This is a genomic window from Inquilinus ginsengisoli, assembly GCF_050434925.1.
GTDB lineage: Bacteria > Pseudomonadota > Alphaproteobacteria > DSM-16000 > Inquilinaceae > Inquilinus > Inquilinus ginsengisoli_B.
On record NZ_JBNDJK010000001.1, the window covers coordinates 448536 to 460902 of the forward strand.

A 12367-nucleotide genomic window follows, 5' to 3' on the forward strand; every position below is an offset into this window, starting at 1 on the left:
TGTCGCCATGAAGCTGTCCGACCGCGTGAAGCCGATCAGCTACCTGAAGGCCCATGCCCCGGAGGTCATCCAGGGGCTGAGGGAGGGACAGGAGCCGTTCATCATCACCGTCAACGGCGAGGCCAAGGCGGTTCTGCAGGACATCGACAGCTACGAGCAGACCCAGGAGACGCTGGCGCTGCTGAAGATTCTGGCGCTGGGCGAGGCCGAGATCGAGGCTGGCGAGGGGCTGCCCGTCGACGAAGCCTTCGCCGAGATCCGGGCCAACCTCAAGATCTGATCCGCGATGGCGCTCAAGGTCATCCTGTCACCTGCCGCAAGGCGGGACGTCGAGGAGATCTGGCGTTTCATTGCGGAGCAGGACTCCGTCGAGAATGCCGACAAGGTGCTGGAAGCCTTCCAGGATGCCATTAAAGGGCTCGAAAATTTGCCGCAGCGAGGCAACATCCCGAAGGAGTTAAGGGCGTTCGGCAATACCGGGTACCGCGAAATACATCAAAACCCATACCGCATCATCTATCGGATCGGCGTGGCGACCGTGAACATCCATGGCGTTTTCGATGGGCGCCGGAACATGCAGATTCTGCTGCAGCGCCGACTGCTTAAATTGCCCCGACCCAAATGAAAAGGGCGCAGCCTCGGCCGCGCCCTTTTCCGTTTCGTCCCTAAACCCGGTTCTTCTTACGCGTAGTGCTGGCCGAAGCGGTTGGCCAGGAAGTCGGACAGGTTCGCCTGCTCCTGCCGCACGAAGCCCTGCTGCGGCAGCTTGCCGGAGCGGTGCAGGTCGACCATGGCGCAGATGCCCGCGGCAGTCGTGACCTGAATCGCGCTCCACAGCTGGCCGCCGATCTCCTTGGCATAGACCTTCTTGGCGTAGGTCTCCTGCATCAGCCGGCCGTCCTTCCTGCCCCAGGCGGTGACGAAGATCAGGACCACGTCCTGCTTGGTCATCGGGATCGAGGCCTCGAGCACGTCCTTCAGGATGTCGCGGCGCTGCCCCAGCTGAAGCTCGTTGACCAGCAACTTGACGATGTCGCGATGGCCCGGATAGCGCACGGTCTTGTAGTTCAGGAACTTGACCTTGCCGTCCAGCGTCTCGCACAGCGTGCCGAGGCCGCCCGAGGTGTTGAACGCCTCGTAGTCAATGCCGTCGAGCGAGATGTGCTCCATGCCCTCGAGCGGCAGCACCTCGCGCAGCTCGCCCTCATGGATCGCCTCGCAGGGGTTGCAGTACTCGTTGATCAGCCCGTCGGTCGACCAGGTCAGGTTGTACTTCAGCGCGTTCGACGGATAGACCGGCAGGGCGCCGACGCGCATATGCAGGGTGTGCAACTCGTCGAAGCGCTTGGCCAGGTCGTAGCCGACGATCGAGATGAAGCCTGGCGCCAAGCCGCATTGCGGGGTGAAGGCGGACTTCGCGCCCTCGGCCAGGGCCTTGACCCGGCGGGTGCTCTCGACGTCCTCGGTCAGGTCGAAATAATGGGCGCCGCGGTCCTTCGCCGCCTCGGCGATCAGCGGCGTCAGGTGGAACGGCGCGGCCGAGATCACCACGTCGTGACCGGACACCGCGTCGCGCAGCGCCTGCAGGTCGTCGAAGCGCAGCTGGCGCTTGGCAACGCTGCCCTCCAGCCGGTCGAGCATGCCCTGGTCCTGGTCGCCGACGGTGAGGTCGTAGTCGCCGGTGGCGGTCAGCAGGGCGGTGATGCAGGTGCCGATCTTGCCCCCGCCGAGCAGCAGAACCTTGGTCATGACGCCGTCTCCTTCAGACGAACGCCCCGGAGCCGGCGGCACCGGGGCGGTTCGGATGCAGCGTCTCTACACCCGCCGGAAAGCCGCAGAAAGCCTTGTGTTCTGGCGTTCCGGAAGGTGCGCGGCGGGGCTCGGCGACCTTCGAGTCGCCGGTCGATGGCGGGTAGCGAGCAAGATAATTAGCCGAGCGGAATTCGGCTATCAGTGGTAACTGCACACTGATTCTTGGTGGAACCGCCGCGCCGCTTCCAGCCAACCCACTTCACGTCATGGCGAGCCCCGAAGGGGCGTGGGCGTCCCTCTACCCCACCACCTCCGGCCGCAGCCGGACGACGCCGCGCAGCACCTCGCCGGGCTGCAGCACCGCCATGCCGGTGTCGGTGCGGCCGGCCTCGGCGAGGTTGAAGGCGTCGGTCGCGTTGCTCACCGGCTCGACGCAGACATACGGGTCGTCCGGCGAGTAGCAGACCATGAAGTCTAAGGGCGCGTCGGCCTCCATCACCAGCCGGGCGCGATGCTCCGGCCACTCGATCACCGCCCGGCGGTCCCAGCCGGTGAAGTTGTTGTCCATCCGCACCGTGTCCGGCCGGACGCCGCGCCGGAAATCCTTCTCCGGCGGCGGCTCGACCAGCTCCAGCGGCATCACCTCGGCATCGTTGAGCCACATCCGCTCGATCCCGGCGGTCACCGTAGTCTCGGGCGTGCGCGGGAAGTAGAAATGCTGGCCCAGCCCCGCCGGCATCGGCTCGCGGCCGGTGTTCTCGATCGACAGGACGAGGTCGAAGCCGGCCGGGGTCAGCTCGAATTCCTGCCGCGCCCGGTAGGGAAACGGCCAGGCATCGGCGGCGTAGTCGTCGACCAGCACGCAGCGCGTCGCCGACCGCTCCAGCACCGTCCAGGGCCGCTGCCAGCCATGGCCGTGCAGCTGATGCCGTTCGGGCGTGTTGAGCGGCAGCACCACCTCCCGCCCCCAGAAGCTGAAGCGGCCCTCGCGGATCCGGTTGGAGAATGGGGTGAGCGGGAAGTTGGCGAGGCCGAGCGGGCTGCCCGCCGCCAGGGCTACCGGGGTGGCAGGACGCAGCCAGTCATGCCGGTCCAGGCCCGCACTGCTCCACCAGGCGGCGATGCCGCCGCCGATCGCAGGGACGATGTCGACCCCGCTGTCGCCCACACGCAGTTGCACCGTCTCGACCGTCATTCCATCCTCCCGCGCGGCTGCCCTTGTCAGCAATCTTCGGCAATGCTTGACGCCGATCCGCCAAGGGCTCAATACTCCATTTGTATGATGAATAACAAGGAGTGCGGTCGGCAAGCCAGATCGCACCGTTGAGGAAAGGCCGTGGTCGAGAAGAGCGGAGAGAATGTCGTTCGTGTGGACGGCATGCGGATGGCCCGTGGCAGGACTGCCCGGCCCAACCCCGACCTGCGTATCGACCGGAACGTGATCGTCGGACCGACGGGATATGGCGGAGCCGGGACGCTGCGGCACCCGAGCGGCTTCGGCGGCGTCTGACCGGCAGCAGGAAAGGGGAGCAGATGTCCGGCCCGGAGAGACCCATCGGCGAGAGACCGATCGCGCTGGCCGCTGCATCGGCCCATCCGGATGCGACGATGGCCGGGACCCCGGTGCTGCGGCGCGGCCGGCGCCCGGCGGACGGCACCACCGACCAGCCGCAGGGCAGCAGCAAGACCTTCTCGCGCCGTTCGCTGCACGGCCAGATCGCCTACGACATCGGCACCCGGATCGTCCGTGGCGACATCCAGCCCGGCACGGTGCTGCCGAACGAATCCGACCTGTCGACCCAGTTCTCGGTCAGCCGCACCGCGCTGCGCGAGGCGATCAAGGTGCTGGCCGCCAAGGGGCTGGTCGAATCCCGCCCCAAGACCGGCACGCGGGTGCGGCCGCGCGGCGAATGGAACATGCTGGACCCGGACCTGCTGGCCTGGCAGTTCGCGACCCAGCCGATGGAGCAGCTGGCCAAGGACCTGTTCGAGATCCGCCAGATCATCGAGCCGGCGGCGGCGGCGATGGCGGCGGAGCGCGCGGATGAGGACCAGCGTAGGGCGATCAGCGGCGCCTTCGCCGATATGGAGGCGGCGCCCGACGGTGACGCCTCGGTCGAGCCCGATTTGCGCTTCCACCAGTCGATCCTGGCGGCGTCGAACAACGAGTTCCTGCAGCCGCTCGGCGCCCTGATCGAGACCGCGATGGCGTCGAGCTTCCGCATCACCAACAACGCGCCCGGAGCGCTGCAGGTATCGCTGCCGCTCCACCGCGCGGTCCGCGACGCCATCCTGGCGCAGGAGCCGGAGACGGCACGCCAGTCGATGCGGATCCTGCTGGAGGACGCGGCGAAGGACATGCGCCGCGCCCTGCCAAACATCAAACCGAAATCCTGACCACAGCCTAGCCAACAAGGATTCCTCGCAATGGCTGACGACGCCGGCAGCAACAACAACAAGAAACGTTACCGCTCCTCCCATTGGTTCGGCACCCATGACAAGGACGGCTTCCTGCACCGCAGCTGGATGCGCAACCAGGGCCTGCCGGACCATGTCTTCGACGGCCGGCCGGTGATCGGCATCTGCAACACCTTCTCCGAGCTGACTCCCTGCAACGCCCATTTCCGCAAGCTGGCGGAGCATGTGAAGCGCGGCGTGTGGGAGATGGGCGGCTTCCCGGTGGAGTTCCCGGTGTTCTCGACCGGCGAGACCAATCTGCGGCCGACCGCGATGCTGTACCGCAACCTGGCGGCGATGGATGTCGAGGAGGCGATCCGCGCCAACCCGATCGACGGCGTCGTGCTGATGACCGGCTGCGACAAGACCACGCCGTCGCTGCTGATGGGCGCCGCCAGCTGCGACGTGCCGGCCATCGTCGTCTCCGGCGGCCCGATGCTGAACGGCCGCTACCAGGACCGCACCATCGGCTCGGGCACCGCGGTCTGGCAGTTCGATGCCGACGTCAAGGCCGGGGTGATGAGCCTGCAGCAGTTCATGGAGGCCGAGGCCGCGCAGTCCCGCTCCGCCGGGCATTGCATGACCATGGGCACGGCCAGCACCATGAACTCGATGGCCGAGGCGCTGGGCACCAGCCTGACCGGCTGCGCCGCGATCCCGGCGGTCGACGCCCGCCGCTACGTCATCGCCCACATGACCGGCCGGCGCATCGTCGAGATGGTGCATGAGGATCTGCGCATCTCGAAGATCCTGACCCGCGAGAACTTCCTGAACGCGGTGCGCGTCAACGGCGCCATCGGCGGGTCGACCAACGCCGTGATCCATCTGCTGGCCCTGGCGGGCCGCGTCGGCGTCGACTTCACCTTGAAGGACTGGGACGAGTTCGGCCGCGACGTGCCGACCCTGGTCGACCTGATGCCGTCCGGCCGCTTCCTGATGGAGGATCTCTACTATGCCGGCGGCATCCCGGCGGTGACCCGGGCGCTGGGCGAGAACGGCATGCTGTTCAAGGACGCTCCGACCGTCACCGGCCAGTCGATGTGGGAGAACGTCAAGGCGGCCGCCAACTGGAACCCGGAGGTGATCCGCCCCTGGGACAACGCGCTGGTGAAGCAGGGCGGCATCGTGGTGCTGAAGGGCAACCTGGCGCCGGACGGCGCCGTGCTGAAGCCCTCCGCCGCCACGCCGGAGCTGATGCAGCACCGCGGCCGCGCCGTGGTGTTCGAGAGCATCGAGCACTACAAGGCCCGCATCGACGACCCGGATCTCGACATCGACGAGACCTGCATCATGGTGCTGAAGAACTGCGGCCCGAAGGGTTATCCGGGCATGGCCGAGGTCGGTAACATGGCGCTGCCGCAGAAGGTGCTGAAGAAGGGCGTGCGCGACATGGTCCGCATCTCCGACGCCCGGATGAGCGGCACCGCCTATGGCACGGTGGTGCTGCACACGGCACCGGAGGCGGCGGCCGGCGGCCCGCTGGCCCTGGTGCAGGACGGCGACATGATCGAGCTGGACGTCGCCGGCCGGCGGCTGCATCTCGACGTGCCCGAGGCGGAGCTGGCGGAACGGCGCAAGCGCTGGTCGCCGCCGGAGCCGACGATGAAGGGCGGCTATCAGGAGCTGTATGTCCGGCACGTCATGCAGGCCGACAAGGGCGCCGACCTGGACTTCCTGGTCGGCAGCCGCGGCCATGCCGTGCCTCGCGACAGCCATTGACCACGATCCGGGCCCGTCCCGGCCGGGGCGGGCCTTTTTCTCTCCAGGCAGACATCATGACCGAATACGCGATCTACCCGTCGCTGCGCGACAAGCCGGTCTTCGTGACCGGCGGCGGCAGCGGCATCGGCGAAAGCATCGTCGAGCATCTGTGCCGGCAGAAGGCGCGGGTGTTCTTCGTCGACATCAATGAGGCGGCGTCGACCGCGCTGGTCGACCGGCTGAAGGCCGAGGGCCTGGCGGTGCCGCAGTTCCGCCACTGCGATCTGCGCGACATCGCCGACCTGCGCGCCGCGGTGGCCGAGGCGCAAAAGGCGATCGGGCCGATCCGCATCCTGATCAACAACGCGGCGCACGACCAGCGCCACGCGCCGGAGACGGTCGAGCCCGACTATTGGGACGAGCGCATGGCGGTGAACCTGCGCCACCAGTTCTTCGCCGCCCAGGCGGTGCAGCCGGGGATGCGCGACGCCGGCGGCGGCTCGATCATCAATTTCGGCTCGGTCTCCTGGCGGCTGCGCCAGGGCGGCATGCCGGCCTATACCTCGGCCAAGGCGGGGGTGGAGGGGCTGACCCGTGGCTTGGCGCGCGACTGGGGCCCGCAGCACATCCGGGTCAACACCGTGATGCCGGGCTGGGTCATCACCCAGCGCCAGAAGGACCTGTGGCTGACGCCGGAGGCGGATGAGGAGCGCCGGAAGGGGCAGTGCATCCCCGACCAGGTGCTGCCCGTGCATCTGGCGCAGATGACCCTGTGGCTGGCGGCGGACGACAGTGCCATGTGCACCGGCCAGACTTTCGTTGTGGACGCCGGCTGGGCGTCGGGACTGTGAGGCGGAAATGAATCTGATCCAACTGCGCACCAAGGCCGGCGACCGGCGCGTCGGCATCGTCTCGGGCGGTGACACGCTGAAGCTGCTGTCCGCCTTCGACACCACCTATGACTTGGCCCAGGCCGCGATCGCGTCGGGCAAGACCATCGCCGAGCTGGCCGCGGCCGATGACGGCGCCGGCACCGACTCCTACGATGCGGTGATCGCCGAGGCCCGCCTGCTGGCGCCGCTGGACCATCCCGATCCGGCGCATTGCATCGTCACCGGCACTGGCCTGACCCATCTCGGCAGCGCCGACGCCCGCGACCAGATGCACAAGAACCTCGGCGAGGCCGAGAAGCTGACCGACAGCATGAAGATGTTCCGGGACGGCCTCACCGGCGGCAAGCCGGCCGGGGGCGAGACGGGCGGCCAGCCGGGCGTGCAGCCGGAGTGGTTCTACAAGGGCGACGGCTCGATCGTCGTCGCCGGCGAGCAGCCCTTGACGATGCCGTCCTTCGCGCTGGATGGCGGCGAGGAGCCGGAGATCACCGGCTGCTACCTGATCGGGCCGGACGGCACGCCCTGGCGCGTCGGCTTCGCCATCGGCAACGAGTTCTCCGACCACATCACCGAGCGGCAGAACTACCTGCTGCTGGCGCATTCCAAGCTGCGCCAATGCTCGGTCGGGCCGGAGCTGCTGGTCGGCCCCCTGCCGGAGGATGTGCGCGGCACCAGCCGCATCACCCGCGGCGGCAAGACGATCTGGGAGAAGCCGTTCCTGAGCGGCGAGGCCAATATGAGCCACTGGATCGCCAATCTGGAGCACCACCACTTCAAATACGCGCTGTTCCGCCGGCCGGGCGACGTGCATCTGCACTTCTTCGGCACCGCGACGCTGAGCGTCACCGACGGCATCAAGCCGGAGCCGGGCGACCGCTTCGAGATCGAAGCCAAGGCTTTCGGCCGCGCCTTGCGCAACCCCCTCGCGCGCGCGGCGGAGGAGACGGTGACGGTGCGGGCGCTGTAGGCTCGGGCAGGGCACAAGCCCACCCTTCCTGTCATGCCCGGGCTTGACCCGGGCATCCAGGGGCCACGGAGAGCCGCCCTGGCCGCCCCTGGATCCTCGGGTCAAGCCCGAGGATGACAGATGGGAAGAATGGACAAACTCCGCCTCCAGGCGGAACACGGGGAAACGCGGATGAACAGGATCGATCTCGACGGCAAGCTGGCCGTGGTCACCGGCGGGGCGCAGGGCATCGGCCGGGCGGTCGCCGAGCGCTTCATCGCCTCGGGCGCCCAGGTGGTGCTGTGGGACCGCGACCAGGCGCTGGTCGAGGCGACGGCCAAGGCGATCGGTGCCACGGGCGTCGCCATCGACGTCACCGATGCCGCGGCGGTCGCCGCGGCGGTGGAGGCCCAGGGCCGGATCGACATCCTGATCAACAACGCCGGCATCGCCGGGCCGTCGGTGAAGACCTGGGATTATCCGATCGACATCTGGCGCCAGGTGATCGAGCTGGACCTGAACGCAGTCTATTACTGCTGCCGGGCGGTGGTGCCGGGCATGATCGCCCGCAACTACGGCCGCATCGTCAACGTGTCCTCGATCGCCGGCAAGGAGGGCAACCCCAACGCCAGCGCCTATTCCGCCGCCAAGTCGGGCGTGATCGCCCTGACCAAGTCGCTGGGCAAGGAACTGGCGGGCCACGACATCGCGGTCAACTGCATCACCCCGGCGACGGCGAAGACCCGGATCCTGGAGCAGATCAGCCAGGAGCATATCGACTACATGCTGTCGCGCATCCCGCGCGCCCGGTTCCTGAAGGTCGAGGAGGCGGCGTCGATGGTGGCCTGGCTGTGCTCGGCCGAGAACAGCTTCACCACCGGCTCCGTCTTCGACCTGTCTGGCGGCCGCGCAACTTACTGAACCGATGGCCGACGCCGACCTCTTGGCGGCGCTGCGCCGGATGGGGTTGGCCGGGCCGGACGAGACGCCGCGCTTCACCGCGCTGACCGGCGGCGTCTCCTCCGACATCTTCCGAGTCGATCTCGCCACGGGCCCGATCTGCGTCAAACGGGCTTTGGCCAAGCTGCGGGTGGCCGCCGATTGGCGGGCGCCGGTGGCGCGCAACCTGTACGAGGCGCGCTGGATGCGGGTCGCGGCCGGCATCGTGCCGCAGGCGGTGCCGCGGCTGCTGGGCCAGGACGAGGCGGCCGGGGCGCTGGCCATGGCCTATCTGGCGCCGGAGGACCATCCGGTGTGGAAGGCCGAGCTGCGGGACGGCCGGGCCGATCCGGCCTTCGCCGCCGAGGTCGGGCGGCGCCTCGCCGCCATCCATGCCGCCACGGCGGCGGATCCGGCCCTGGCCGCCGAGTTCCCGACCGACGCCATCTTCTATGACATCCGCCTCGAGCCCTATCTGGTGGCGACCGCGGCCGCCCATCCGGACTGCGCCCCGGCGCTGCACGCGCTGGTCGAGACCACGCGGACGACGAAGCGGGCCCTGGTGCATGGCGATGTCAGCCCGAAGAACATCCTGGTCGGGCCGGACGGGCCGGTGGTCCTGGATGCCGAATGCGCCTGGTGGGGCGACCCCGCCTTCGACCTGGCCTTCTGCCTGAACCACCTGCTGCTGAAGGGGCTGTGGCGGCCGGACTCGGCGCCGGATTTCCTGGCCTGCTTCGATGCCTTGGCCGCGGCCTATCTCGCCGGGGTGGACTGGGAGCCGGCCGCCGCCTTCGAATCCCGCGCCGCCCGGCTGCTGCCCGGCCTGTTCCTGGCCCGGGTCGACGGCAAGTCGCCGGCCGAGTACCTGGCCGATGTGGCGCAGAGGGACCGCGTGCGCCGCGTGGCCCGGATGCTGCTGCTGGACCCGCCGGCACGATTGGCCGAGATTCGGATCGCCTGGACTGAGGAGCTGAGCGCATGACCCGCACCACCATCGCCGGGATCCGTGGCCGGCGCGTCTGGGACAGTCGCGGGCGGCCGACGGTCGAGGCCGAGATCCGGCTGGAGGGCGGCGCCTGGGGCCGAGCCATCGCCCCGGCCGGCGCCTCCACCGGCTCCGGCGAGGCACGGGACAAGCGCGACGGCGGCGCGGCCTTCGGCGGCCATGACGTGCAGGGCGCGGTCGCCGCGGTCAATGGCGAGATCGCGCAGGCGCTGGCGGGGTTCGACGCCGCCGACCAGGCCGGGCTGGACCGGGTGCTGATCGAGCTCGACGGCACGCCGGACAAGGGTCGATTGGGCGGCAACGCCACCATTGCCGTGTCGATGGCGGCCGCCCATGCCGCCGCGGCTGCCGCCGGCCTGCCGCTGTGGCGCCATCTGGGCGGCGACGGCGCCACGCTGCTGCCCCTGCCCGAGATCCAGATCTTCGGCGGCGGGGCCCATGCCGGGCGGCGGCTGGACGTGCAGGACTTCCTGGTGGTCTGCCCCGGCGCCGGCAGCTTCGCCGAGGCGCTGGACTGGACCGCCGAGGTCTATCGCGCCGCCGGGTCGCTGATGGCCGAAGCCGGCAAGCTGTACGGCGTCGCCGACGAGGGCGGCTTCTGGCCGGACTTCACGGACGCATCGCAAGCACTCGACATGCTGCTCCGCGCCATCGAGCGTGCCGGCCGCCGGCCCGGCGAGGAGGTGGCGATCGCGCTCGACATCGCCGCCTCGGAGTTCGGCCGCAACGGCCGCTACCGCTTCGAGGGGCGGGATCTCGACACCGGCGAGATGGTCGAACTGGTTGCCGGCTGGACCCGGCGCTGGCCGATCGTCTCGGTCGAGGACCCGGTAGCAGAGGACGACGCCGCCGGTTTCCGCGCCATCACCGCCGCGATCGGCGACCGGGTGCAGGTGGTCGGCGACGACTTCCTGGTCACCGACGCGGCGCGGGTGCGCGACGCCGCGATTGCCAAGGCCTGCACCACCGTGCTGATCAAGCCGAACCAGCGCGGCACGCTGACCGAGACCAGGGCGGCGTGGGAGGCGGCGAAGACGGCAGGCCTCGGCGGCATCGTCTCCGCCCGCTCGGGCGAGAGCGAGGACACCACCATTGTCGACCTCGCGGTCGGCTGGGGCGTCGGCCAGCTGAAGGTCGGGTCCTTCGCCCGGTCGGAGCGAATGGCGAAGTGGAATGCGGCCTTGAGGATCGAGGAGGGATTGGGCGGCCGCGCCATCTTCGCCGGCCGAAGCGTCTTGCGCGGGTGACGGGTCTGGAGTGTTCTGCCCGTCCCGCAACCGGATGAGTCCATGAGCGTCGCTTCGCTGCTCGCCCAGATCGATCTCCGCATCCTCGGCCTGGCCATCCTGCTGGTGGCGCTGCTGACGCTGCTCGTGGCCGTGTTCCGCCGGCCGAGGCTGGACCTCGCGCCCTTGAGCGGCGCCGTCGATGGGCTGCGCACCGACCTCGCCCGGGTGGAGCATGAGCTGCAGACGGCGGAGCGGCGCAGCGAGGCCTCGGCCGAGGCGCGGGACAGCCGGCAGCGGCAGGAGATCGCATCGTCGCTGCGCCACACCGGCGAGACCCTGGTCGGCGCCATGAAGGCGATCGGCGAGACCCAGCAGACCCGGCTCGACACCGTCGCCGCCCGGCTGCAGGCCCTGTCCGACTCGATGGCGCAGAGCCAGAACCGGCTGCGCGAGACCATGGACCTGAACCTGCAGTCGCTGCGCAAGGAGAACGAGGCGAAGCTGGAGCAGATGCGCGCCACGGTCGACGAGAAGCTGCAGGCGACCTTGGAAGCGCGGCTGCAGACCCAGTTCCAGACCGTCAGCGAGCGGCTGGAGCGGGTGCATCGGGGCCTGGGCGAGATGCAGGTGCTGGCCGGCGGCGTCGGCGACCTGAAGAAGATGCTGTCCGGGGTGAAGACCCGCGGCACCTTCGGCGAGGAGCAGCTGGATGCCCTGCTGGAGCAGGTGCTGACCGAGGACCAGCTGGTGCGCAACGCCCGGCCGCGGCCGGACAGCGCCGAGACGGTGGAATTCGCCATCCGCCTGCCCGAGGGCGTGCTGCTGCCGGTCGACAGCAAGTTCCCGCAGGAGGATTACGAGCGGCTGATCCTGGCGGTCGAGGCCGGCGACGCCCTGGCGGTCGACGCCGCCGGCCGGCAATTGGAGCGGCGGATCCGGGACGAGGCGAAGAAGATCGCCACGAAATACATCTGCCCGCCGACCACGACCGATTTCGCCGTGCTGTTCGTGCCGACCGAGGGGCTGTTCGCCGAGATCCTGCGTCGGCCGGGCCTGCGCGAATCGATCCGCGAGCAGCACCGTGTCACCATCCTGGGGCCGACCACCCTGGGCGCCTTCCTGTCCAGCCTGCGCATGGGCTTCCGCACCCTGGCGATCCGGGAGAAATCGGCCGAGATCTGGCAGGTGCTGGGCGCGGTGAAGACCGAGTTCCGCACCTATGGCGAGCTGATGACCAAGGTCGAGAAGAAGCTGCAGGAGGGCCAGAACGTGATCCACCAGATCGGCATCCGCAGCCGCGCCATCCACCGCAAGCTGCGCGAGGTGGAGGAGTTGCCGATGGACAAGGCCGCGCCGATCCTGGAGCTCGATGCTCCCGACGCCGAGATGCCGCCCGTCCTTTCCGACAGTCCGGCGGAAGAAGAGACGCGATAGCCCTGTT

General features: G+C 69.2%; 13 protein-coding genes. 11 read left to right on the top strand and 2 right to left on the bottom strand.

What is annotated here, in order from left to right; all coding sequences use genetic code 11:
- Window positions 1-7: 7 nt before the first annotated feature.
- Together QFZ27_RS02220 and QFZ27_RS02225 are read left to right on the top strand one after the other, a co-directional pair.
- Window positions 8-280, top strand: a complete 273-nt coding sequence (locus QFZ27_RS02220) for a type II toxin-antitoxin system Phd/YefM family antitoxin (RefSeq protein ID WP_429224452.1) — start codon at window positions 8-10, stop codon at window positions 278-280.
- A gap of 6 nt (window positions 281-286) precedes the next feature.
- Complete coding sequence (locus QFZ27_RS02225) at window positions 287-625, top strand: type II toxin-antitoxin system RelE/ParE family toxin (RefSeq protein WP_429224453.1); 339 nt, start codon at window positions 287-289, stop codon at window positions 623-625.
- Between the two features lie 56 nt (window positions 626-681).
- Here QFZ27_RS02225 and QFZ27_RS02230 read toward each other — a convergent pair whose 3' ends face one another.
- The gene (locus tag QFZ27_RS02230) at window positions 682-1749 is read right to left on the bottom strand and encodes a saccharopine dehydrogenase family protein (protein WP_429224454.1); all 1068 of its coding nucleotides are present in this window, start codon (window positions 1747-1749) and stop codon (window positions 682-684) included.
- A gap of 301 nt (window positions 1750-2050) precedes the next feature.
- Window positions 2051-2947 carry an aldose 1-epimerase gene (locus QFZ27_RS02235; RefSeq protein ID WP_429224455.1) on the bottom strand — a complete coding sequence of 299 codons (897 nt, stop codon included), beginning with the start codon at window positions 2945-2947 and terminating at the stop codon, window positions 2051-2053.
- Between the two features lie 141 nt (window positions 2948-3088).
- Here QFZ27_RS02235 and QFZ27_RS02240 point away from each other — a divergent pair, with 141 nt between their 5' ends.
- The 9 genes from QFZ27_RS02240 to QFZ27_RS02280 all read left to right on the top strand — a co-directional run bounded on the left by QFZ27_RS02240 (window position 3089) and on the right by QFZ27_RS02280 (window position 12360).
- Window positions 3089-3262 carry a hypothetical protein gene (locus tag QFZ27_RS02240; RefSeq protein WP_429224456.1) on the top strand — a complete coding sequence of 58 codons (174 nt, stop codon included), beginning with the start codon at window positions 3089-3091 and terminating at the stop codon, window positions 3260-3262.
- A 98-nt stretch (window positions 3263-3360) separates the two neighbouring features.
- Window positions 3361-4149, top strand: a complete 789-nt coding sequence (locus tag QFZ27_RS02245; RefSeq protein WP_429224457.1) for a FadR/GntR family transcriptional regulator — start codon at window positions 3361-3363, stop codon at window positions 4147-4149.
- A gap of 30 nt (window positions 4150-4179) precedes the next feature.
- Complete coding sequence (locus tag QFZ27_RS02250) at window positions 4180-5928, top strand: IlvD/Edd family dehydratase (RefSeq protein WP_429224458.1); 1749 nt, start codon at window positions 4180-4182, stop codon at window positions 5926-5928.
- 56 nt (window positions 5929-5984) lie between these two features.
- Entirely contained in the window at window positions 5985-6761 is a 777-nt protein-coding gene (locus QFZ27_RS02255; protein WP_429224459.1) for an SDR family NAD(P)-dependent oxidoreductase, read from the top strand.
- Between the two features lie 7 nt (window positions 6762-6768).
- Entirely contained in the window at window positions 6769-7770 is a 1002-nt protein-coding gene (araD1, locus tag QFZ27_RS02260) for an AraD1 family protein (protein WP_429224460.1), read from the top strand.
- Window positions 7771-7941: 171 nt separating this feature from the next.
- A complete protein-coding gene (locus QFZ27_RS02265) occupies window positions 7942-8670 on the top strand; it encodes an SDR family NAD(P)-dependent oxidoreductase (protein ID WP_429224461.1) in 729 nt (242 codons plus the stop codon).
- 4 nt (window positions 8671-8674) lie between these two features.
- The gene (locus QFZ27_RS02270) at window positions 8675-9673 is read left to right on the top strand and encodes a phosphotransferase family protein (RefSeq protein WP_429224462.1); all 999 of its coding nucleotides are present in this window, start codon (window positions 8675-8677) and stop codon (window positions 9671-9673) included.
- Window positions 9670-10944, top strand: a complete 1275-nt coding sequence (eno, locus tag QFZ27_RS02275) for a phosphopyruvate hydratase (protein WP_429224463.1) — start codon at window positions 9670-9672, stop codon at window positions 10942-10944. The genes QFZ27_RS02270 and eno overlap by 4 nt, the downstream gene beginning before the upstream one ends.
- A 42-nt stretch (window positions 10945-10986) precedes the next feature.
- Window positions 10987-12360 (top strand): DNA recombination protein RmuC, encoded by a 1374-nt coding sequence (locus QFZ27_RS02280; RefSeq protein WP_429224464.1) that lies wholly within the window; start codon window positions 10987-10989, stop codon window positions 12358-12360.
- Window positions 12361-12367 lie beyond the last annotated feature (7 nt).

Coding starts and splice junctions, on each gene's coding strand:
- QFZ27_RS02265 (WP_429224461.1), top strand. CDS start 7,942: ATGAACAGGATCGATCTCGACGGCAAGCTGGCCGTGGTCACCGGCGGG.
- QFZ27_RS02280 (WP_429224464.1), top strand. CDS start 10,987: ATGAGCGTCGCTTCGCTGCTCGCCCAGATCGATCTCCGCATCCTCGGC.
- QFZ27_RS02220 (WP_429224452.1), top strand. CDS start 8: ATGAAGCTGTCCGACCGCGTGAAGCCGATCAGCTACCTGAAGGCCCAT.
- QFZ27_RS02245 (WP_429224457.1), top strand. CDS start 3,361: ATGGCCGGGACCCCGGTGCTGCGGCGCGGCCGGCGCCCGGCGGACGGC.
- araD1 (WP_429224460.1), top strand. CDS start 6,769: ATGAATCTGATCCAACTGCGCACCAAGGCCGGCGACCGGCGCGTCGGC.
- QFZ27_RS02255 (WP_429224459.1), top strand. CDS start 5,985: ATGACCGAATACGCGATCTACCCGTCGCTGCGCGACAAGCCGGTCTTC.
- QFZ27_RS02270 (WP_429224462.1), top strand. CDS start 8,675: ATGGCCGACGCCGACCTCTTGGCGGCGCTGCGCCGGATGGGGTTGGCC.
- eno (WP_429224463.1), top strand. CDS start 9,670: ATGACCCGCACCACCATCGCCGGGATCCGTGGCCGGCGCGTCTGGGAC.
- QFZ27_RS02230 (WP_429224454.1), bottom strand. CDS start 1,749: ATGACCAAGGTTCTGCTGCTCGGCGGGGGCAAGATCGGCACCTGCATC.
- QFZ27_RS02235 (WP_429224455.1), bottom strand. CDS start 2,947: ATGACGGTCGAGACGGTGCAACTGCGTGTGGGCGACAGCGGGGTCGAC.
- QFZ27_RS02225 (WP_429224453.1), top strand. CDS start 287: ATGGCGCTCAAGGTCATCCTGTCACCTGCCGCAAGGCGGGACGTCGAG.
- QFZ27_RS02250 (WP_429224458.1), top strand. CDS start 4,180: ATGGCTGACGACGCCGGCAGCAACAACAACAAGAAACGTTACCGCTCC.